General features: G+C 69.6%; 14 protein-coding genes. 5 read left to right on the forward strand and 9 right to left on the reverse strand.

Features of this window, described 5'->3' with window-relative positions; translation table 11 throughout:
• Positions 1 to 86 precede the first annotated feature (86 nt).
• The 4 genes from FBZ89_RS29345 to FBZ89_RS29360 all read right to left on the reverse strand — a co-directional run bounded on the left by FBZ89_RS29345 (position 87) and on the right by FBZ89_RS29360 (position 4,552).
• Entirely contained in the window at positions 87 to 851 is a 765-nt protein-coding gene (locus tag FBZ89_RS29345) for a prolyl oligopeptidase family protein (RefSeq protein WP_145754523.1), read from the reverse strand.
• 202 nt (positions 852 to 1,053) lie between these two features.
• Positions 1,054 to 2,457, reverse strand: a complete 1,404-nt coding sequence (locus FBZ89_RS29350; protein ID WP_246173018.1) for an ABC transporter ATP-binding protein — start codon at positions 2,455 to 2,457, stop codon at positions 1,054 to 1,056.
• Positions 2,458 to 2,476: 19 nt separating this feature from the next.
• Positions 2,477 to 4,231: an ABC transporter permease gene (locus FBZ89_RS29355; protein ID WP_342780660.1), complete on the reverse strand. Its 1,755-nt coding sequence runs from the start codon at positions 4,229 to 4,231 to the stop codon at positions 2,477 to 2,479.
• 75 nt (positions 4,232 to 4,306) lie between these two features.
• On the reverse strand, positions 4,307 to 4,552 hold the full coding sequence (locus tag FBZ89_RS29360; RefSeq protein ID WP_145754525.1) for a hypothetical protein: 246 nt from the start codon (positions 4,550 to 4,552) through the stop codon (positions 4,307 to 4,309).
• A gap of 718 nt (positions 4,553 to 5,270) precedes the next feature.
• Between FBZ89_RS29360 and FBZ89_RS29365 the strand changes: the two genes are divergently transcribed.
• Genes FBZ89_RS29365 through FBZ89_RS29375 form a run of 3 tightly spaced genes read left to right on the forward strand, consistent with a single transcriptional unit; the run spans position 5,271 to position 13,109 of the window.
• Positions 5,271 to 6,770, forward strand: a complete 1,500-nt coding sequence (locus tag FBZ89_RS29365; protein WP_145754526.1) for an efflux RND transporter periplasmic adaptor subunit — start codon at positions 5,271 to 5,273, stop codon at positions 6,768 to 6,770.
• On the forward strand, positions 6,767 to 9,979 hold the full coding sequence (locus FBZ89_RS29370) for an efflux RND transporter permease subunit (protein WP_145754527.1): 3,213 nt from the start codon (positions 6,767 to 6,769) through the stop codon (positions 9,977 to 9,979). The genes FBZ89_RS29365 and FBZ89_RS29370 overlap by 4 nt, the downstream gene beginning before the upstream one ends.
• A 19-nt stretch (positions 9,980 to 9,998) precedes the next feature.
• The gene (locus FBZ89_RS29375) at positions 9,999 to 13,109 is read left to right on the forward strand and encodes an efflux RND transporter permease subunit (RefSeq protein WP_145754529.1); all 3,111 of its coding nucleotides are present in this window, start codon (positions 9,999 to 10,001) and stop codon (positions 13,107 to 13,109) included.
• Positions 13,110 to 13,199: 90 nt separating this feature from the next.
• Here FBZ89_RS29375 and FBZ89_RS29380 read toward each other — a convergent pair whose 3' ends face one another.
• On the reverse strand, positions 13,200 to 14,195 hold the full coding sequence (locus FBZ89_RS29380) for an FkbM family methyltransferase (protein WP_145754530.1): 996 nt from the start codon (positions 14,193 to 14,195) through the stop codon (positions 13,200 to 13,202).
• A 194-nt stretch (positions 14,196 to 14,389) separates the two neighbouring features.
• Between FBZ89_RS29380 and FBZ89_RS29385 the strand changes: the two genes are divergently transcribed.
• Positions 14,390 to 15,061: a response regulator transcription factor gene (locus FBZ89_RS29385; protein ID WP_145754532.1), complete on the forward strand. Its 672-nt coding sequence runs from the start codon at positions 14,390 to 14,392 to the stop codon at positions 15,059 to 15,061.
• A gap of 28 nt (positions 15,062 to 15,089) precedes the next feature.
• On the forward strand, positions 15,090 to 16,457 hold the full coding sequence (locus FBZ89_RS29390) for a sensor histidine kinase (RefSeq protein WP_145754533.1): 1,368 nt from the start codon (positions 15,090 to 15,092) through the stop codon (positions 16,455 to 16,457).
• 117 nt (positions 16,458 to 16,574) lie between these two features.
• Here FBZ89_RS29390 and FBZ89_RS29395 read toward each other — a convergent pair whose 3' ends face one another.
• The 4 genes from FBZ89_RS29395 to FBZ89_RS29410 form a co-directional block, all read right to left on the reverse strand.
• Positions 16,575 to 17,774: an acyltransferase family protein gene (locus FBZ89_RS29395; protein WP_186457649.1), complete on the reverse strand. Its 1,200-nt coding sequence runs from the start codon at positions 17,772 to 17,774 to the stop codon at positions 16,575 to 16,577.
• Between the two features lie 166 nt (positions 17,775 to 17,940).
• Entirely contained in the window at positions 17,941 to 19,452 is a 1,512-nt protein-coding gene (locus tag FBZ89_RS29400) for an efflux transporter outer membrane subunit (RefSeq protein ID WP_145754536.1), read from the reverse strand.
• Positions 19,453 to 19,700: 248 nt separating this feature from the next.
• Positions 19,701 to 20,354, reverse strand: coding sequence for a TetR/AcrR family transcriptional regulator (locus FBZ89_RS29405; protein ID WP_186457650.1), 654 nt, complete (start codon positions 20,352 to 20,354; stop codon positions 19,701 to 19,703).
• A gap of 13 nt (positions 20,355 to 20,367) precedes the next feature.
• Entirely contained in the window at positions 20,368 to 21,870 is a 1,503-nt protein-coding gene (locus FBZ89_RS29410; protein WP_145754539.1) for an efflux transporter outer membrane subunit, read from the reverse strand.
• Positions 21,871 to 21,872 lie beyond the last annotated feature (2 nt).

Below are 21,872 nucleotides of genomic sequence, written 5' to 3' on the forward strand. Positions count from 1 at the left end.
CGTCGACATGACTTCCATGGCGAATGGAACTACACCATTTCGCCAAACACACCGACCAGATTGAAGCGATAATTTATCAACAGACCCTAAGCGTCGTTGCGCGGATCGCCACCCAGCGGATGCCAGTAGACCTGCATGTAGAAATGACGGTCGGCCTCCGGCCGCTCCTCCCCCGGGTAGCGGGTGTACCAGAAGCCCCTGCCGTCCTGGCCCCAAGCCAGATCGCCACCGCCGGTGGGATATTGCACGCGGGGAATGACCTCCCCCACCTCCGCCCCGGTGGTGGCGTCGAAGACATGGACGCTGCCGTTCTCGCTGCCGCCGGTGGACAGGCTGGCGGCCACCAGCCGGCCGTCGGGGGACGGCACGAACCAGTCCACCGCCGTCAGGCCGTGCGGATCGATCTTGTTGGGGTCGATGATCACCTTCACCGTCAGGTCGCGCGATGGCGCCGTGGTCACCCCGTCATCGATCATGACCACCTGCGGCTGTTGCAGGCGCGGGTCGGTATAGCGGGCGAAAAGATGGCCGCCGGCGGCGCGCACCCCGGAATAGCGGCTGGGCGTGGCGGCGATCAGCGACTCCAAACGGGCCTTGATGGCGGCGCGCTGGGGCACGGCGTCCAGATAGACGCGGCTGTAGGCGTTTTCGTCGGCCGACCAGCGCTTCACCACCGGGTCGGACCAGTCCTCCAGCCAGCGGTAGGGATCGGCCACCGCCTGGCCGAAGAAGCTGTCGGTCACCGGCCTGGCGGGGGTGGAGGGCAGGCCCACTGCCCCGGCACCGCCGCCGAACCAGGCCATTCCGGCCAAGGATAGGGCGATGAGGCGGAAGGTAGCCAAGCGGGCCATGGGCGGTGTCCAGAAAAGGGAACGGGCCGCGCAGTGCACCACCGGCGGCCCGTTCTGCCAAGTCTCTTCTCGTAAAACCATAGCGCCGTCCCCTTGTCCTCTTCCCTGGGACGCGACCGCGTCCGCCGGAGCGAGTACCGCAGGGCGCAGCGAGGATAGCCAAAGCCGCGGACGCGGCTGCCGGCGCCTGAGGAACTTAAACTTAAGCCTCTTCCTCCGCGTCCAGGTGGAACTGCGCCGTGTCGCCGTCATAGGCGAAGACCTCGGCGTAGCGCGCCCAGCTGATCATGGCCTTCAGCGTTTCATCCGCCGCCGTCTCGGACATGTGGTCCTCCAGCTCCGTCTCGAACCGGGGCCGGGGGGCGCGGTGGTTGGGGCGTTCCTGCAAAACGCGGCGGATGTGGCTGGCCAGCGGGATGCGCTGCAGCAGGTGGTCCGCGAACAGGCGCTTGCGCACGTCCAGCTCGGCCTGCGCGAACTGCCGCGCCGGGGGCAGCAGGCGGATGTCGCCTTCCACCACCTCGGCGAAGCCCAGCATCTGCAAGGTTTCCGCCACCTTCAGCAGGTCGTCGGTGGACATCTGCAGGGCGGAGGAGATGACGGGCAGGTCGGCCACGCCGTTGTGCGGCTCGGCATCCACCATCTCCATCAGGCCGGCCAGCACGTTGGTCGACACATGCGGCAGTTGCAGGCTGAGGCCGGCGGCCAGCGTCTCGGCAATGCCCGGCGCCGCCTTGCGACGGCGGGTCATCAGGCCATAGATGTGGTCCACCAGCTGGCGGAAGGCCGGGTCGGTGCGGACCCGCGGATGGGGCAGCGTCACCTCGATCTCCGCCGCCACGCGGCCTGGGTTGGACGACATCACCAGGATGCGGTCGCACATCTGCACCGCCTCCTCGATGTTGTGGGTGACCAGCAGCACGGCGCCGATGGCCAGGTGGCCATCGCCCCACAGGTCCAGGAAGTCGGTGCGGACGGTTTCAGCCGTCAGCACGTCCAGGGCCGAGAACGGCTCGTCCAGCAGCAGGATGCCGGGATCCAGCACCAGGGCGCGGGCGAAGCCCACGCGCTGGCGCATGCCGCCCGACAGTTCGCGGGGGTAGGCGTTCTCGAACCCGTCCAGGCCGATGAGGTCGATGGCGGCCAGCGCGCGTTTGCGCATCTCCGCCGGCGGCACGCCGCGCGCCTCCAGCCCCACCTGCACGTTCTCCAGCACCGTCAGCCAGGGGAACAGGGCGAAGGACTGGAACACCATGGCCACGTCGTTGGCCGGGCCGGACACCGGCTTACCCGCCACGGCCACTTGGCCGGAGGTGGAGGACAGCAGGCCGGCGATGATGCGCAGCAGGGTGGACTTGCCGGAGCCGGAGCGTCCCAGCAGGGCCACGATCTCGCGCCGGTCCACCGTCATGTTGACGTTGTCCAGCACCAGGGGGCTGTCGGGGTCGGAGTCGTAGCGCTTGCAGACGTCCTTCACGGTCAGGATCGGCACGCCGCTGGGCAGCGGACGGGGGCCGGGGGCAGCGGGCGCCACGCCGGCGGTGGCGAGGTCGGCCGGGGCGTGCGCGCCCAAGGCCGCGCGCAGGGACTTCGGGGTCAGGTTCATGATGGGGACCTCCGTTCCTTCAGGACACGCGCAGGCGGCGTTCGGCGTACGCGTACAGCGGGCGCCAGACAAGGCGGTTGAACAGCACGACGAAGCAGACCATGACGACGTTGCCCAGCACCAGGCGGGGGAAGTCGGCGTCCGTCGTCATCTGGGCGATGTAGGCGCCAAGTCCACGTGCCTGGACGTGGGTATCGCCCCAGGACACGGCCTCGGCCACGATGCTGGCGTTCCAGGCGCCGCCGCTGGCGGTGATGGCCCCCGTCACCAGGTGGGGGAAAACGCCGGGCAGCAGGGCGTCGCGCCACTTGCGCCAGCCGCGCAGGCGCAGGTTGGCGATGACGTCGCGCAGATCCACGGGGTAGGCCTGGGACCCGGCCACCACGTTGAACAGGATGTACCACTGCGTGCCCAGGATCATCAGCGGCGACAGCCATATGTCCGGGTTCAGCGTCCAGTGCACGATGGCCGCCACCGCCACGGGGAAGAACAGGTTGGACGGGAAGGCGGCCAGGAACTGGGCCAGCGGCTGGACGATGGCGGCCAGGCGCGGCCGCATGCCCACCATCACCCCGATGGGCACCCAGATCACCGCCGCCAGGACGATCAGCACGACCACCCGGACCATGGTGGCCAGCCCCAGCAGCACGACGTGGCCGACATCGCCCCAGGTGACGCCGGTGGCCATGAACTGGATGCCGTGCACCGCCACGTACAGCGCCATGACGGCCAGGGCGCCCTGCCACACATAATCCCCCATGCGGACGGCGCGGGGGCTGAGCCTGGGTGCCGACAGCCTGGGCAGCGCCGGCAGGCGCCAGCGCAGGGTGGCGCGGGCGGCGCCGCCGGCCGGCCGGCCCAGGGTGCGGAACAGGGTGGAGCGTTCCACCATGGTCAGCACCCAGGAGGTCGGGCGTTCCTCGGCCTGCACGGTGTCCGCGCGGAAGCGGTCCGCCCAGGCGACCAGGGGCCGGAACAGCAGCTGGTCATAGAGGAGGATGACGCCCAGCATGGTCAGGATGACCCAGCCGATGGCGCCCAGGTCGCGCTGTTCGATGGCCAGCGCCAGGTAGGCGCCCACCCCCGGCAGGGTGATGGTGGTGCTGCCCACCGTCACCGCCTCGGCGGCCACGACGAAGAACCAGCCGCCGGACATGCTCATCATCATGTTCCAGACCAGGCCGGGGATGGCGAAGGGCACCTCCAGCCGCCAGAAGCGCTGCCAGGTGGAGAAGTGATAGCCCGTGCACACCTCTTCCAGGTCGGACGGCACCGTCCGCAGCGACTGGTAGAAGCTGAAGGTCATGTTCCAGGCCTGGCTGGTGAAAATGGCGAAGATGGAGGCCAGCTCCGCCCCCACCACCTGGCCGGGGAACAACCCCAGGAAGAAGGTCACGGTGAAAGACAGATAGGTCAGCACCGGCACGGACTGCAGGATGTCCAGCGCCGGGATGAGGATTTGCCCCGCCCGCTGGCTTTTCACCGCCAGCGGCGCATAGACCAGGGTGAACAACAGGGACGCGCCCAGGGCCGCCAGCATGCGCAGCGTCGTGCGCAGGGCGTAGTAGGGCAGGGTCCACGGGTCCAGGGTGATGGGCGTGCGTTCCAGCTGCGACAGCGGCTGCGCCACCTCGTGCCCGCCGAAGACCAGCAGGGCCAGCAGGCCCAGGACCAGCGGCAGGGCCACCATGTCCCAGCGGGAGGGCGCCAGGCGGGCCAGCGGGCTGGGGGATCCCAGCCCGTCACGGCCGCCGTGAAGGACATGCATCGTCATAGGCCGTTCCCCCCGTCACCCTTGGTTTCGGATGTGGTGTCGGGCCCGAACAGCGTCAGGGGAATCAGGTACCGGTCAGCGGGCGCACCGCGTTCGGCCCTCCGACGGTGCGTCGTTGGCGGCGATGTCGTTGGCGGCCACGGGCCGGCGCATCAGCATCCATCCCATAACGGGGCGGCCGGCGGCATCCTGCCGCCACACCAGGGTGAGGCCATGGCCAGAGAGGGCCGCGCGCTGCGCCTGCGCGGCACGGGCCGCCGCCGCCATGACGGCGGACACGGGATCGGTCCCGGCGGAAAAACGGGTCTTGTTGAGGGCCATTGCTGCCTCCGTCACGCGGCCGGTGCCCGGCGGGGACGAAGGCGGGGATGGGGGTGTCAACACCCCCGTCTCAGCGAGGGGTCCGACGCTCCCACCCACACCCCTGTCCCGGCTGGCGGTCTGTGGCGACCAGTCGCGCCGGATGGGTCCGGCCAAACGGGTCCGCGCCGCTCTCACTAGGTCGAGGGTTCATTCTCAGGGTGACTGTTCTCTTGGGGTTGACGGCACACCGCCCGTCGCGCGGAACCTGGGTTCCAGACAGCGGAGGGCAACCGACGGCCCGCCAATAAACCGGGTGGGGGACCCGCGTCAACCCAAAACCAGAGCGCGATTTGCCGCAATGCAAAATCATCCGGTCCCGATCATGCCGCCAGGGGCGGTTTCACCCCGCCATGCGCCAATTGGCGCGGGGGGTATCCGGCGTGGGATGACATAAAACCGTCACCCGGCACCGCTATAGCCTGCCGGCCGGCGGGGGCGGGATGGCCCCATGGGGAAACGCCGAAGCGGACCCAGGCGGCCGGGTGCAAGCGGTGCTGACGCCTGGCGGTTTTCGGGGTAAGAGGAAGCGCGAAATACTAGGCAGGGCAGTCGGGTACGGGCCTTTTCAAATCTTACCGGCCGCGCCCGTCCGTGAGAATGAACGAGACAACAGGATCTTCGAACGGCCGGCGTATAAACCCGGGTTCCAGAGATCATCGGGAAGGTTGGGATTTCGATGCGACGCAGTGTTTGGGTGTCTGCCCTGGTCGTGGTGCTGCTGGGTGGTGGCGCGTGGTGGGTCATGCACAAGAAGCCGAGCAGCCAGGACGCGGGCAGCCCCATGGGCGCGCCAGGTGGGGCGCCGGGCGGGCGGCCCGGCGCCGGCGGCCCGCCCCCGGGCGCGCCAGGTGGCCCCGGGGGGGGCGGGGGGCGTCGCGGCGGCGGCTTCTCCATCCCCTCCGTGGCGGTGACGCCGGTGGTGCTGGCCGACATGCCGGTCTACCTGGACGGCCTGGGCACGGTGCAGGCGCTGAACACCGTCACGGTCAAGACCCGCATCGGCGGCCAGCTGACCAAGGTCGCCTTCACCGAAGGCCAGACCGTGAAGGCCGGCGACACGCTGGCCGTGGTCGACCCGCGCCTGTATCAGGCGGCCTACGACCAGGCGGTGGCCAAGGTGGCTCAGGACCAGGCGCAGCTGGCCAACGCCCGGCTGGACCTGGAGCGGTACCGCGCCCTGGCGGCCGAGAAATACGGCACGCAGCAGACCTATGACACGCAGAAGGCCACCGTCGCCCAGTATGAGGCGACGCTGAAATACGACCAGGCGGCGGTGGAAACCGCCCGCACCAACCTGGACTGGACCGTGACCAAGGCGCCCATCGACGGCCGCACCGGCCTGCGCCTGGTGGACGTGGGCAACATCGTCAGTTCCAGCGACAGCACCGGCCTGGTGGTCATCACCCAGATGCAGCCCATCTCGGGCGTCTTCACCCTGCCGCAGCAGCAGCTGGACGTCATCAACGCCCACCTGGCCAAGGGCGAGACGCTGAGCGTGCTGGCCGTCAGCTCCGACGGCCGCCAGCTGGACAAGGGCACCCTGACCACCCTGGACAACCAGGTGGACACCACCACCGGCACCATCAAGCTGAAGGCGTCGTTCCCCAACAAGGACAACCGCCTGTGGCCGGGCGGTTTCGTCAACATGCGCCTGCTGCTGGAGGTGAAGCCCAAGCTGGCCGTGGTGCCGGCCTCGAGCATCCAGCACGGACCCAACGGCACCTTCGTCTACATCGTCAACGAGGACAACACCGTCACCCCCCGCCCCGTCACCGTCATCCTGAACGAAGGCGACAAGTCTGCCCTGTCGGACGGCGTGCAGGTGGGTGAGCGCGTGGTGGTCAACGGCCAGGACCGCCTGCAGGACGGCGCCAAGATCAACATCGCCGCCCCGGCGGGGGCCGCGCCGGATGCCGGCGCGCCAGCGGGCGCCGCCGGCCAGCACCACCGCGGCCAAGGTCAGGGCGGCAACGGCCAGTCCGGTCCCGAGGGTGAGCATCACCGCCGCCGCAACCAGGGCGGCCAGCCGGGCAGCGATCCGGCGCAAGGCCCGACTCCGCAGGGCGCCCCCAATCCCAATCAGCCCGCCAATGGCCAGCCCGCCAATGGCCAGCCCGCCAATAGTCAGCCGGCGCCGGACAATACCCAGGGCAGTCAGGGCGGCCAGCCGCGATGAACGTTTCCGCCCCCTTCATCGCCCGGCCGATCGCCACCACGCTGCTGGCGATCGGCATCGTGCTGGTGGGCTTCCTGGGGTATCGGGCGCTGCCGGTGTCGTCACTGCCGGAAGTGGACTTCCCCGTCATCCAGGTCACCACCCAGCTGCCCGGCGCCAGCGCCGACACCACCGCCACGCTGATCACAGCCTCGCTGGAACGCCAGCTGGGGCAGATTCCCGGCCTGGACGTCATGACGTCCATCTCCAGCTTCGGCGTATCGAACATCACGCTGCAGTTCGGCCTGGGCCATAACATCGACGACGCCGCGCAGGACGTGCAGGCGGCCATCAACGCCGCCGGCAGCACCCTGCCCAAGACGCTGCCCTATCCGCCCACATACGCCAAGGTCAACCCGGCGGACCCGCCCATCCTGTCGCTGGCGCTGACCTCGGAAACCCTGCCCATCGCCACCCTGTCCGACACGGCCGACAGCCTGCTGGCGCAGAAGCTGAGCCAGGTGTCGGGCGTGGGCCGCGTCACCGTGCAGGGCAACCAGCGCCCGGCCGTGCGCATCCAGATCCAGCCGGAGCGCCTGGCCGCCTACAGCCTGAGCATGGAGGACATCCGCACCGCCCTGGGCAAGGCCAACGTAAACCAGGCCAAGGGCAGCTTCGACGGCGTTGCCCAGGCCTACACCATCACCGCCAACGACCAGATCGAAAAGGCCGAGGCCTATTCCGACGTCATCGTCACCTACAAGAACGGCGCCCCCGTCCATCTGAAGGACGTCGGCGTGGTGAGCCGCGGGCTGGAAAACTCCCGCGTGGGCGCCTGGTTCAACGGCAAGCAAGGCGTGCTGCTGGATATCCAGCGCCAGCCCGGCGCCAACATCGTGGAGACGGCCGACCGCCTGAAGTCCAAGCTGCATGAGCTGCAGGCGGCCCTGCCCGCCGGCATCAAGCTGACCATCGTCGCCGACCGTACCGAGACCATCCGCGCCTCCGTGCGCGACGTGCAGCAGACCCTGGTGCTGACCACCGTGCTGGTGGTGCTGGTCATCCTGGCCTTCCTGCGCTCCGGTCGCGCCACTGTCATCCCGGCCGTGGCCCTGCCCCTGTCGCTGATCGTCACCTTCGGCGTCATGGCCCTGTGCGGCTTCAGCCTGGACAACCTGTCGCTGATGGCGCTGACCATCGGCACCGGTTTCGTCGTCGACGACGCCATCGTCATGATCGAAAACGTCATCCGTTACATCGAGGCGGGCGAGGCCCCCCTGCCGGCCGCCTACAAGGGCGCCAAGCAGATCGGCTTCACCGTCATCTCGCTGACGGTGTCGCTGGTGGCGGTGTTCATCCCCCTGCTGTTCATGAGCGGCATCATCGGCCGCCTGTTCCGCGAATTCTCGCTGACCCTGACCATCGCCGTCGTCGCCTCGGCCGTCGTGTCGCTGACCGTCACGCCCATGATGTGCGGCCGCCTGCTGCGCAGCCATGCCGACGAGCAGGCCGCCCACCAGCGCCGCGCGCGCTGGGCCAAGTATTCCCCCCTGGAATGGACGGAAGCCGGCTTCAACTGGATGCTGAAGGGCTATGAGCGGACCCTGTCCGTGGTCATGCGCTTCCAGTTCCTGACCCTGCTGGTGGCCATCGGCACCCTGGTGCTGACCGTGGTCCTCTACATGTGGATGCCCAAGGGCTTCCTGCCCAGCCAGGACACCGGCATCCTGGCCATCACCGTGGACGGCGACCAGGACAGTTCGTTCGCGTCCATGCGCCGCCTGCAGCAGCAGGTGGCCGACATCGTGGCGCAGGACCCCGACGTGGTGTCGGTGACCAGCTTCGCGGGCGCCAGCACCGTGAACCCCACGCCCAACACCGCTCACCTGTCCGTGGGCCTGAAGCCGCGCGACGAGCGGTCGGCCAACGCCGACGCCATCGCCGTGCGCCTCAGCCATAAGCTGTCGGGCGTGCAGGGCGAGGTCTACGTCCAGTCGGTGCAGGACATCCAGATCGGCGCCCGCGCCAGCCGCACCCAGTACCAGTACACCCTGGCCGACGCCGACGGCGTGGAACTGGCGGAATGGGCGCCCAAGCTGGTGGCCAAGCTGCGCAGCCTGCCCCAGTTCCGCGACGTGGCCAGCGACCAGCAGACCAACGGCCGCCAAGTGGTGCTGAACGTCGATCGCGCCCTGGCCGCCCGCCTGGGCGTCAGCATCCAGAGCATCGACGACGTGCTGTACGACGCCTTCGGCCAGCGCCAGATCTCCACCATCTACGCTCAGATGAACCAGTACCGCGTTGTGCTGGAGGTGCCGGAGAAGCTGCAGTCCAGCCCCGAGGCGCTGGGCCGCCTGTACGTGCCCAGCACGGGCGGGCCGGTGGCGGTGAACACGGTGGCGCAGAGCACCCAGGTCACCACCAACACCCAGGTGCCGCTGAGCTCGCTGGTGCAGATCGAAACCACCAGCGCGCCGCTGACGGTGAATCACCAAGCCCAGTTCCCGGCCCTGACCGTCACCTTCAACCTGGCCGAGGGCCAGTCGCTGGGCGACGCGGTGGACGCCGTGACCAAGGCGGAGAAGGACATCGGCATGCCGGACACGGTGACCGGGTCCTTCGCCGGCGAAGCGGCAGAGTTCCAGACCTCCATCGCCAGCGAGCCATGGCTGATCGCCGCCGCCGTGGTCACCATCTACATCGTGCTGGGCGTGCTGTACGAGAGCATCATCCACCCGGTAACCATTCTGTCGACCCTGCCATCGGCCGGCATTGGCGCCCTGCTGGCCCTGTGGCTGACCGGCAACGACCTGTCGCTGGTGGCCCTGATCGGCATCGTGCTGTTGATGGGCATCGTGAAGAAGAACGCCATCATGATGATCGACTTCGCCATCGAGGCGGAGCGGGTGGAGGGCAAATCACCCCACGACTCGATCGTGGAGGCCTGCCTGCTGCGCTTCCGCCCCATCATGATGACCACCATGGCGGCGCTGCTGGGTGCCCTGCCCCTGGCGCTGGAGCATGGCACGGGGTCGGAGTTGCGCCGGCCGCTGGGCATCACCATCGTCGGCGGCCTGATCCTGTCGCAATTGCTGACCCTGTACACCACGCCGGTGATCTACCTGTACATGGAACGGCTGCGCGCCTGGGTCGCCCGGCGCACCGGCGGCGAGCGGACGGAGGACGTGCCCCCCGGCGCCCCGCCGCCCTTGACTGGCCTGGCGGATTGAGGCGCGGAGCGGCCACCCCATGAGCATCTCCGAACCCTTCATCCGCCGGCCCATCGGCACGGCCCTGCTGGCCCTGGGCCTGGCGCTGGTGGGGGCGGTGGCGTACGCCTTCCTGCCGGTGGCGTCCCTGCCCAACACCGACCTGCCCATCATCTTCATCCAGGCCAGGGAATCGGGGGCAGACCCCGTGACCATGGCCGCGACGGTGACCGCCCCGCTGGAACGTCACCTGGGTGAGATCGCCGGCGTGAACGAGATGACCTCGTCCACGTCGCTGGGCGTCAGCACCATCATCCTGCAGTTCGATGTCAGCCGGCCGGTGACGGATGCGGCGCGCGACGTGCAGGCCGCCATCAGCGCCGCCGCCACCGACCTGCCCTCAGGCCTGACCAGCCAGCCCACGTTCCGCAAGGCCAACCCCAACGGCCGGCCCATCATGACGCTGGCCCTGACGTCCAAGACCCTGACCAACCAGGCCATCTTCGACGCCGCCGACGGCATCCTGGCCCAGCGCCTGTCGCAGATCGAGGGCGTGGCCCAGGCCTCGGCCGCCGGTGGCGAGAAGTCCGCCATCCGCGTGCAGGTGGACGTGAACGCGCTGGCCGCGCGCAAGATCAGCCTGGCCGACATCAGCACCGCCATCACCAACGCCAACGTCAGCCAGCCCGTGGGCACCATGGACGGCGAAGACACGCTGATGACGGTGACCACCAACGACACCATGCTGAAGGCGCAGGACTACCGCGACCTGGTGGTGCGCACCGCCAGCGGCACCGTCTTCCGCCTGGGCGACGTGGCCACGGTGCTCAACAGCTCGGAAAACATCCGGCAGGCGGGCTGGTTCGGCACGCAACCGGCCGTGCTGGTCTCGGTCTTGAAGCAGCCGGGCGCCAACGTCATCAAGACGGTGGATCTGATCAAGGCCAACCTGGGCCAGATCCAGAAGTGGCTGCCGCCCGGTATCGACATCAACGTGGTGAACGACCAGACCGGCACCATCCGCGCCAGCGTGGACGACGTGCAGATCACCATGCTGATCTCCATCGGCCTGGTCATCCTGGTGGTGGGACTGTTCCTGCGCCGCCTGGCGCCCACCCTGGCCGCCGCCACCGCCGTGCCCCTGTCGCTGGCCGGCACCTTCGCCGTCATGTGGATGCTGGACTACAGCATGGACAACCTGTCGCTGATGGCCCTGACCATCAGCGTGGGCTTCGTGGTCGACGACGCCATCGTCATGATCGAGAACGCCGTCCGCCACCGCGAGATGGGGAAACCACCCCTGCGGGCCGCATTGGACGGCGCGCGCGAGATCGGCTTCACCATCGTGTCCATGACCCTGTCGCTGGTGGCCGTGTTCGTGCCCATCATCTTCATGGGCGGGCTGGCGGGCCGGCTGTTCCACGAATTCGCCATGACCCTGACGGCGGCCATCCTGGTGTCGGGCGTCGTGTCGGTGACCCTGACGCCCATGATGTGCGCCCGCTTCATCGACCATGCCCGCGAGCGCAAGGCCAACTGGGCCGACCGCTGGGTGGGCCGGCCGCTGGACGGCGCCACCAACCTGTACATGAAGGGCCTGGGCTGGGTCATGCGCCACCGGACCATCATGCTGTTCGTGGCGCTGGGCACCATCTTCGGCACCGTCTACCTCTATGGCGTGGTGCCCAAGGGCGGCTTCCCGCAGCAGGACACGGGCCTGCTGCGCGGCAGCGTGCGCGCCTCGGCCGACACCTCGTTCCAGACCATGCAGCGCCGCATGCAGGAGGTGGTGAAGATCATCGCCGACGACCCGGCGGTGGCGGCCATCGGCGGCACCACCGGCGGCGGCGGCGGCGGCCCCGGCAGCAGCAGCGCCAACACCGGCAGCATGACCATCTCGCTGAAGCCCAGGAACCAGCGCGACGCCAGCGCCGACCAGGTCATCGCCCGCCTGCGGCCCAAGTTCGCCCGGATGGAGGCGCTGCAGGTCTTCCTGCAGGCGGAACAGGACCTGCGCTTCGGCGGGCGCAGCAGCGATTCGCAGTTCCAGGTCTCGCTGCTGAGTGACAACCTGGATGACCTCTATGAATGGGGGCCGAAGCTGGTGGCCAAGCTGAAGGATCTGCCGGACTATTTCCAGGACGTCAGTTCCGACCAGGACAAGGCCGGCCTGGACGCCAAGGTGGTCATCGACCGCAACCTGGCCTCGCGCATGAACCTCACGCCGTCGGACGTGGACGCCGCGCTGGGCAATGCTTTCAGCCAGAAGCAGGTCAGCACCCTCTACGGCGCCCGCAACCAGTACCATGTGGTGCTGGAGGCGACGCCCAATGAGCAGACTGGCCCGGACGACCTGGTGCGCATCTACGTGAAGTCGGTGGCGGGCATGGTGCCGCTGTCCACCTTCGCCAAGGTGCAGGTCCAGGAATCGCCCCTGTCGGTGAACCATGAGGGGCAGTACCCCTCCTCCACCCTCAGCTTCAACCTGGCGGACGGGGTCGCCCAGGTGGACGCCCTGGCCCGGGCGCAGCAGGCGGTGACGGAACTGGCCATGCCGGCCTCGATGCGGGTGGAGGTGGGCGGCATCGCCCGCATCTTCCAACAGCAGAACCAGGGCCAGCCCCTGCTGATACTGGCGGCCCTGGTGACCATCTACATCGTGCTGGGCATGCTGTACGAAAGCTGGGCGCAGCCCATCACCATCCTGTCCACCCTGCCGTCGGCCGGCATCGGCGCCATCCTGGCGCTGATGGCCACGGGGTTCGAACTGTCGATGATCTCCTTCATCGGCATCATCCTGCTGATGGGCATCGTGAAGAAGAACGCCATCATGCTGGTGGACTTCGCCCTGGCGGCGGAGCGCATCCAGGGCCTATCCCCGGTGGATGCCATCACCGAGGCGTGCCGCGAACGGTTCCGCCCCATCACCATGACCACGCTGACCGCCCTGCTGGGCGCCGTGCCGCTGGCCATCGGCGGCGGCACGGGGGCCGAGCTGCGGCAGCCGCTGGGCATCGCCCTGGTGGGCGGCCTGCTGGTGTCGCAGTTCATCACCCTCTACACCACGCCGGTGATCTACCTGGCCCTGCGGCCGCGCAAGGTGAAGCTGTCGCGCCTGCACGCCGCCATGGCCGGGGTGAACCGGAAGTAGGATTGGTTCCAACACCCGCCAACAAAGAAGGGCCCGCCGGATCACCCCCGGCGGGCCCTTTTTCATATCGCGCGGATCGACCGGATGGGATCAGGAGGCGACCAACGACCAGTCGGCCGGCTCCCACAGGGCGCCGGAGTCGGCCACGGCATCGCCCTGGAACAGCAGCGCGTCCGGCGTGACGCCGCAGGCGCGGTAGCCGAACAAGGCCAGGGTGGCCGGCAGATCCACGCCCCAGCCCTTGGCACCGCGCCGGTCGATGACGATCAGCCGGGGCCGCAGGGCCTGGGGTGCCGCCTGCAGGAAGGGGATCAGCGCCAGGTCGGCGCCGGCCTTGTAACCCAGGCGCAGCACGTCGAGACGGCGCAGGCCGGCAGCCCGCGCCAAATCCAGCAGCGGGCGGGTGCGCACCAGGGCCGGCGGTGGCGCGTCCCAGGCGGGCGCCGCGGCGGCCTTGCGGGCGCCGGTCGCCAGGACCAGGCCGTCGCAAACGGGGCCAGCCGCCTCTTCCGCCAGGGTCACGGTGGCGGCAATGGGGTTCAGGGAAAGGTTGACGGCCAGCCGGTCGCGGGTGGCGGCGTTGGGCTCCACCGCCAGCACACGGCCCTGGGGACCGAGATGGCACGCGGCGGCCAGCGTGTGCAGGCCGGTGCCGGCGCCGATATCGACGAAGACACCATCCGCAGGCAGGGCCGCCGCGACATGGGCCCGAGCCTGGACGGCCGCCTGGCGGGGCAGCGCCAGGAACCGGCGGTCGTCGGCATGGTCGCGGACATGCAGGCGCCGACGCAGGCCATCGGCGGCCACATCGATGACGGAGCCGTAGAGCCAGGGCACCATGACCCGCACCACCGGCCCCAACACCCTGCCCCCCGCCCGGCCCCAGCGGCTGGCCGGCAGGGCGGCGCTGAGCGCCAGCAGCAATCCCGGCAGCCCGGCGGGGCGATGCCGTCCGAAACCGTCGTCCGCCGACGCCACCGGGGCGCGATAGTCGATGATGGGGGAGCCGGCCGCCGCACCGGCGGGCGGGATGTCCCAAAGCCCGGAAGGCGGGTCCGGCAACAGGGCGGCGGTGAGCACGGTCATGATGGTCGGCAGCCTCGGTTGATCAGCGCGTGGCAACGATGGCACAGTCAAGCTGACGCCTTGCTGACGCGGGCCTGCCGCATCACAACCCGGCCCCGTCCGCGAAAATCGGCCCGGATGCCGACAGGCCGCGGCCGGTCGCGCGTATAGATACGTCTGCCGCCCGCAGTGGGCGACTTGTGGGAACCTGGCCGATGCGGCTTCTTTTGGTTGAGGATGAACGGGATCTGCGGACCTTGACCGCCGATCACCTGTCGCGAATCGGCTTCACCGTCGATGCCTGCGGCAGCCTGGCCGAGGCCGACGACCATATTTCCACCGCCGAGTACGATGCCCTGGTTCTGGACCGGCGCCTGCCCGACGGCGATGGTGTCAGCCTGGTCCGCCGCCTGCGCGGCAGCCGCCGCAAGGTGCCCATCCTGATGCTGACGGCCCGGTCCACCCTGGATGATCGTATCGAGGGGCTGGACGCCGGCGCCGACGATTACCTGGTCAAGCCCTTCGACATGGGGGAGCTGGCGGCCCGACTGCGGGCCCTGCTGCGCCGGCCGGGCGGCGTCATCGGCGTGGTGCTGGAATGCGGTAACCTGTCCTTCGACAGCGCCGCCCGCGGCGTGGCCGTGGACGGCGCGCCCCTGGCCCTGACGGCGCGCGAGCTGGCCCTGCTGGAGGTGCTGTTGCGCAAGGTGGACCAGGTGGTGACCAAGGCGCACATCGACAGCGCCCTCTACGGCTTCGGCAACGAAGCCACCGACAACGCGGTGGAGGCCCTGGTGTCCCGCCTGCGCCGCAAGCTGGCGACGGCGGAGGCCACGGCCGGCATTATCACCATGCGCGGCTTGGGCTATATGATGAGCGCGTCGTGAGCCCTTTCTCCCTTCGGATTCCTTTCTGATGTTGGCCACCCTGGCGCAGATCTGGCGGCACCGGTCGCTTCAGGGCCGCCTGGCCTGGCGCCTGGGCCTGCTGTTCCTGGCGTCCGTCGCGGTGGGCATCCTGCCCCTGGTGGTGCGGCTGGAGGAAGCGGGCGGCGTCGTGCAGCGCAAGGTGCTGCGCGGCCAGGCCAATGAACTGATGGCCGTGTTCAACCACGGCGGCCTGTCGCTGGACCGCCTGCCGCCGGACCTGGCCAACCGCTATGCCCTGGAGGAGGACGGCGTCATCTATGCCGTGTGGGACCAGCACGGCCGGCTGCTGACCCAATCCCTGCCCCGCGCCGCCAACACCCTGCGCGAGGCGCTGAACCAGCCGGACACGGAATATTTCTTCCGCCCGCCGGGCGAACCGGAGCGCTATGGCCTGGGCACGCCCATCAAGCTGGGCGACCGCACCCTGACGCTGGCGGTGGCGCAGTCGCCCACCGCGGACCAGAAGATCATCAACGGCCTGCTGGATGAGTTCGTCCGCGACATCCTGTTGTTCGGCATCCCCGTGGCCCTGATCGCCGCCGCCATCGGCGTCTGGACCATCCGCAGCAGCCTGACCCCCATCCAGGAGGTGTCGGAGGAGGCGGCGGCCATCGGCCTGGACCGGCTGGACCACCGGCTGGACGGCAAGAACCTGCCCAGCGAGGTCCTGCCCCTGGTCGATGCCTTCAACACCGCGCTGGCCCGGCTGGAGGGCAGCTTCCGCCACCACCGGCGCTTCATCGCCGACGCCGCCCACCAGTTGCGCACGCCCCTGGCCGTGGTGCAGGCCCGCCTGGAAAGCGGGGAGGCCGATATGAACGCCGTGCGCGCCGACGTGCGCCGACTGTCACGCCTGGTGGCGCAGCTGCTGTCGCTGTCGCGCCTGTCCGGCACCCCCCTGCCCCGCACCGACCGGGTCATGGCGGGGGAACTGACAGCCGGGGAGCTGGTGACCCTGGCGCCCTTCATCCGGTCGCTGGGCAAATCCATCGAGCTGGAGGTGGTGGAGGACTTCCCCCTGGTGTGCAACACCGGCGCCGTGGCCGAGGCCCTGCGCAACCTGGTGGAAAACGCCGTCGCCTACGGCCCGGCTGGCGGAATGGTGGAGGTCCGGGTAGGCCCCGGCTCCATCCTGTCCGTCGCCGACCGGGGCCCGGGATTGCAGGGCGAAGACCCCCTGACCCTGGCGGAACCCTTCGTGCGCGGCGCCGCCGGCGCCGGCATCACCGGATCCGGCCTGGGCCTGGCCATCGCCATGGAGATCATGCGCCAGCACGGCGGCCGCCTGGCCGCCCGGGACCGCCATGGCGGCGGGGCCCTGTTCAGCCTGTGCTTTGAGGACAAGGCGGCCTGAAACGCCGCCGGCCGCCAGATCCAGGGTGATGGTGCGCTGCGTCTCGCCGGAAGGCCCGGCGACCGCGGTCGCGACCCATCCCAGCCCAGACCGGTTTGGGAAGAAGCGACCGCCTTCTCACACCTTCAGGAAGATCCGGCGGCGGTAGAGCACCTCCAGGATGGCCCACCACAGGGTGACGAACAGAAGGGCGAAGGCCAGCGAGGCCGCCTTTTCCGGCAGCAGGGGATAGAAAACCGCCTCGTAGATCACATCCTGCAGCGGGGCGATGCGGTGGTCCCAGGGCAGGGTGATGACGCCGCCGATGATGATGGCCATCAGTTCGGACCCGACATAGGCCAGGATGGGGTTGACGCCGAAGACCAGGGCCGGCCGGGTCCAGCGGCGCCAGCCGCGCACCTCAACCACCCACAGCAGGGCACCCAGGCACAGGCAGGCCATGCCGGCGGTCAGGGCCACGAAGGAGCTGGTCCACAGGCTCTTGTTGATGGGGAAGGCCAGATCCCAGATTTCGCCCAGCAGGACACCCGCGACCCCGGCCACGATCAGGCCCCGGATGCGGGCCGGCAGCGGCAGGGGCCGGGCCAGCCAGCGGCCGGCCTGGACGCCCAGCAGCGCCGTGGCGATGGCCGGCAGGGTCGACAGCGCGCCCTCGGGATCCCAGGTCTTGGCGGCCGCCCACAGATGATTGCCCAGCGGACCCCAGTCGAATAGCGCGCGGTCGACCGACGCCGCCACGGTGGCGCCGGGATGGGCCAGCGCCGCGAGGCCGGTGGCGCCGGTGCCCGGCACGGGAACCAGCGTCATTACCGCCCAATAGCCCAGCGCCAGCAGCGCGACCAGGGCGCCCTGCCCCTTCGGCCCCACCCGCAGCGACAGCAGGCCGGCGGCGGCGTAGCACAGGGCGATGCGCTGCAGGACACCGGGGATGCGCCAGGACAGGACCTGCGCCGCGGCGCGATCGGCCAGCGTGCCATGACCGGCCGGCGCGTAGCCCGGGAACCAGGCGATGAACAGGCCGAGGCCGAACAGGATGAGCGCGCGCCGCAGGATCTGGCGGGCCAGGGCGCCATCATTATCCCCCCGCGCCCGCCGCTGGGTCAGCGACAGGTGGGTGGTGATGCCCACCATGAACAGGAAGAAGGGAAAGACCAGGTCGGTGGGTGTCCAGCCATGCCATTTGGCGTGGCGCAGCGGCCAATAGATGTCGGACCAAGTGCCGGGATCGTTGACCAGCAGCATCAGCGCCACCGTCAGTCCCCGGAAGACATCCAGCGAGAGCAGGCGTTCGGGCTTGGCGGCCGGGGAGAGATCCACGGAAGGGCGGTCCAAGGCGGGCGCAGACATGGGAGACGGGCAGGCCTTTCAACCGGGAACGGCGCGAGGATGCGATCAGGTGTGCCAGCACGCGCCACGCGCGGCTAGCCCCAAGGTCGGCATTTTGCCGGAAATGACGAAGGCGCCCCTGGCTTTGATGGCGCCGTCAGCCGCCGGCCTTGGCCGGGGTGGTGTCGGCCTGGGCCTCGGTCTGTTCCACCGACCAGCCACCGCCCAGCACGCGATACAGGGTGACGATGGCGGTGAGGTAGTTCAGGCGGCTCTGCACCAGGCTGTCCTGGGCGCTGAACAGGGTGCGCTGGGCCGTCAGCACGCTGACCATGTCGGCGGTGCCGCGCTGGAACTGCCCGGTGGTGCCGCGCAGGGCCACGTCGGCCGAGGCCGTGGCCTTTTCCTGGGCGCCGCGGATGTCGCGGGTGTAGCGCACCCCAGCCAGCGCATCCTCGACATCGGAGAAGGCGGTGACGACCGCCTTCTGGTAATCCGCCGCCAGCTCCTCCACCCGGGCGCGCTGCACGTCGGACTGGGCCTGCAGGTTGCCGGCATCGAACACCGTCTGGGTCAACGAGGTGCCCAGCGACCATAGCTTGCTGGCCGGGTTGAACAGGTTGTCCAGGGTCTCATTCTGGTAGCCGTAGCTGCCGGTCAGGCTGAGGCTGGGATATTGCTGGGCAATGACGCTGCGCAGGGTGGCGTTGGCGGCGATCAGCTGCGCCTCGGCCGAGGCCACGTCCGGCCGGCGGATCAGCAGGGTGGACGGCAGGTTGGGCGCCACCTCGGGCTCCGCCAGGCCGCCGAGGGTGGTGCCCTCGATCTTCAGCTGTTCCGGCAGGACGCCGACCAGCACGGCCAGCGCGTCGATCTGCTGCGCCAGGCTCTGTTCATATTGCGGAATGGCGGCGCGCTCGCCCTCCACCACGTTCACCTGGTTGGCCACGTCCACGTCGGTGGCGGTGCCCGCGCGGGCGCGGGCCTGGATGCCGCGCAGCACATCCTCGGCATCGCGCAGCGACTGGCGGGCCAGGGCCAGACGGTCCTTGTAGGCCAGCGCCTGGAAGTAGTCAGTGGCCACCGTGGCGATGGCCGTCATCAGCACCGTCTGCTTGTCGTAGCGGCTGTAGTTCAGGCTGGCCTTGGCCGATTCGAAGGCCGACCGGTTCTTGCCCCAGAAATCCAGCTCGTAACTGGCCGACAGCTTGGCCGAATAGTTGCTGCTGATGTTGTTGCGGGTGATGAAGTTGCCGTTGCTGACGGTGGTGGTGCCGCCGCCCGTCTGGCTGCGGGTGCGCCCCGCGTTCGCCGTCACCGTGGGGAACAGGGTGGAGCGTTGTTCGTCCACCGTCCCCTCGGCCTGGCGGATGCGGGCCACCGCGGCGCGCACGTCGAAGTTGTTCGACGCCACGCGGGCGATCAGGCCATCCAGTTCCGGCGATTTGAATTGCCGCCACCAGTCGGCGGCGATTTCCGTGCGCAGGGTCGCGTCCTTGGCGGCGTCGCCCGTCACCGTTTCACGATAGGCCGCCGGCTGCGGCGTTTCCGGCCGTTCATAGTCCGGCCCCACGGTGCAGCCCGTCAGCGCACCCGCCATGAGGAAGATCAGCAGGGGCCGCTTGGCGACGGACGAAAGCAGGGAACGGGACGACCGGTGGCGCAGCATCGCGGGACGTGATCCAGGAAGGGAGGCCAGATGGAAACGCGAAATGGGGACGGACCCGGCGCCCTTCTTTTCACACCGGAGGCCCCCTGTCACGGACGAACTGGGCCTGCGCCCAATTGGCCCAGCCCCCAGCGGGGGAAGTGGAACGCCCCACCCCCGTGACCGCCCGCCCGTGACCGCCCGATGGTACGGGGCGAAAGCCGCCAACCTGTCGGGAAAAATGACACGGGGGCCAGCCAACAGCCGGATTATCGCGGGCTCATGCCGGCGATAATTGTATCCAGCATCACGTCCAGGTCGGCATGCATGTCCATGGTGCGGTCCAGCAGGGTCCAACGCATGACCAGGCTGTGCTTCATGCCCGAAAGGATCCAGCCCACCCGTTCCACGTCGGTCTCGGGCGCGACCTCGCCCGCCGCGATGCCTTCGCGGATCAGGGCGCAATAGATGCGGTGGGGCCGCTGCAGGCGTTCCGCCAGCAGACTGCGCATGTCCGGGCTGTCGGCCAGCACCTCGCGCGAGAACATCAGCGACGACAGCGCCGGGATGCTTTCAGCCAAGCCCAGCCAAGTGTGCATGACCCGCCGCAAGCGGGCCATGGGACTGCCGGCACCATTCAGCGCCTCCTGGACCGGTGGGGCGATGCGCTGGGAGAGGCTGTCCAGCAGCGCCTCCCACATGGCGCGCTTGGTGGGAAAGTGGCGGAACAGCGAGCCCTGGGCCATGCCGATGCGGCGGGCGATGGCCGTGGTCGTGGTGCCGCCTGGCCCCACCTCATGCAGCAATTCCAGGGCGGCGGCGATGATCTCCGCCCGGCGGGTGTCGCCCGCCTTGCGTTGGCGTCCGTTGGGGCGCGTTTGGGGGTCGAGGTCCCCCGCCATCACCGTTTCACCCTGGGTCATCGCCGTATCCAGTTCACGCCGGCGGGGCGTCGGTGGCGCCGGCGGCCGTGGTGGTCTCCCCCGCCTGCCAGCCACCGCCCAGCGCCTTGTAGAGGGCGATGGTCTGCTGCACCAGGGCATAGTCGCTCTGTGCGACGGCGTCCTTGGACGTGGCCAGGGTGCGGTCGGCGTCCAGCACGGTCAGGAAGTCGGCCAGGCCGGCGCGGTACTGCGACCGGGCGCGGTCCTGCGCCAGTTGGGCGGCGTCCAGGGCGCGGTGCAAGGTCTCGTTCCGCTGGCGCTCATTGGAATAGGCGACCAGCGCGTCCTCCACCTCCTGGAAGGCGGTCAACACCGTCTTGCGGTAGGTTAGGCGCGCCTCTTCGGCCTGGGCCTCGGCATCCTTAACCCCGGCCTTCAGGCGGCCGCCATCGAAGATGGTGCCGCTGACGGTGGGGCCCACGCTCCAGCCGAAGCTGTCGCCCTGCAGCAGCTTGCCGATGTCGGGGTTGAGGAAGCCGCCGATGAGGCCCAGCGACAGCTTGGGGAAGCGCGCCGCCTCCTTCACGCCGATCTGGGCGTTGGTGGCGGCCATGGTGCGCTCGGCGGCCCGGATGTCGGGACGGGCGCGCACCACCTCGGACGGCAGGCTGGCCGGCAGGGCGGGCGGTAGGGGCACCTCCGGCCCGGCGGTGGTCAGCAGGCTGTCCACGTCGGCGGGGGTGCGGCCGGTCAGGGTGGCGATGGCGTGGGCCCGCTGGGCCGCCTGGGTCGCCAGCGACGGCAGCACCGCCTTCTGCTGTTCCAGCTGGCCGTCGGCCTCCGCCAGCTGCAATTCGGTCGCCAGGCCCACCTTGTACTTCGCGGCCGTCAGGTCGCGGGTTTCCTGCGACAGGCGCACGTTTTCATTGGCGATGACGATGCGCGCCTGGACGGAACGCAGGGCGGCGTAGTCGGTGCCCAATTCCGCCAGCATGGACATGACCAGCGAGCGCCGGTTCTCGATGCCGGCCTCGATGTTGGCGTCGGCTGCCTCGATGCTGCGGCGGGTGCCGCCGAAGAGGTCCAGTTCCCACGAGGCGTCGAAGCCCGCCAGGAAGATGTTGCTGGTGCCGCCCAGCGAACCCGTCGACCCCGGGGGCAGGCGGTTGCGCATGGCGGCGCCCTCCCCTTTCACGCTGGGGTATTGGGCGGCGGCCGCCTGCTGGCGCTGGGCGCGGGCGGACAGGATGCGCTGTTCCGCCACCTTCAGGTCCAGGTTGCCCGCGACCACGTCGGCCACCAGCTTGTCCAGGGTTGGGTCGCGGAACTCCGTCCACCAGTGGGCCAGCACGGTGGCGTCGGTGTTGACCTGGGTCTTGCCCGCCACCTGGGCCGTGGCCTGGGCGGTCGTGGCGCTCCACGCCGGGGGCGCGTCGGCCGCCGGCGGCTGGTAGTCTGGGCCCAGGGTGCAGGCGGCCGTCAGGGCCAGGGCCGCCGTGGCGGCCAACAGCCGGGCCCGGCGCGGAAGCGGGGAAAGGGGAGTGGAAGCAGACATCA

The organism is Nitrospirillum amazonense, assembly GCF_007828045.1.
Taxonomy (GTDB): Bacteria; Pseudomonadota; Alphaproteobacteria; order Azospirillales; family Azospirillaceae; genus Nitrospirillum; species Nitrospirillum amazonense_C.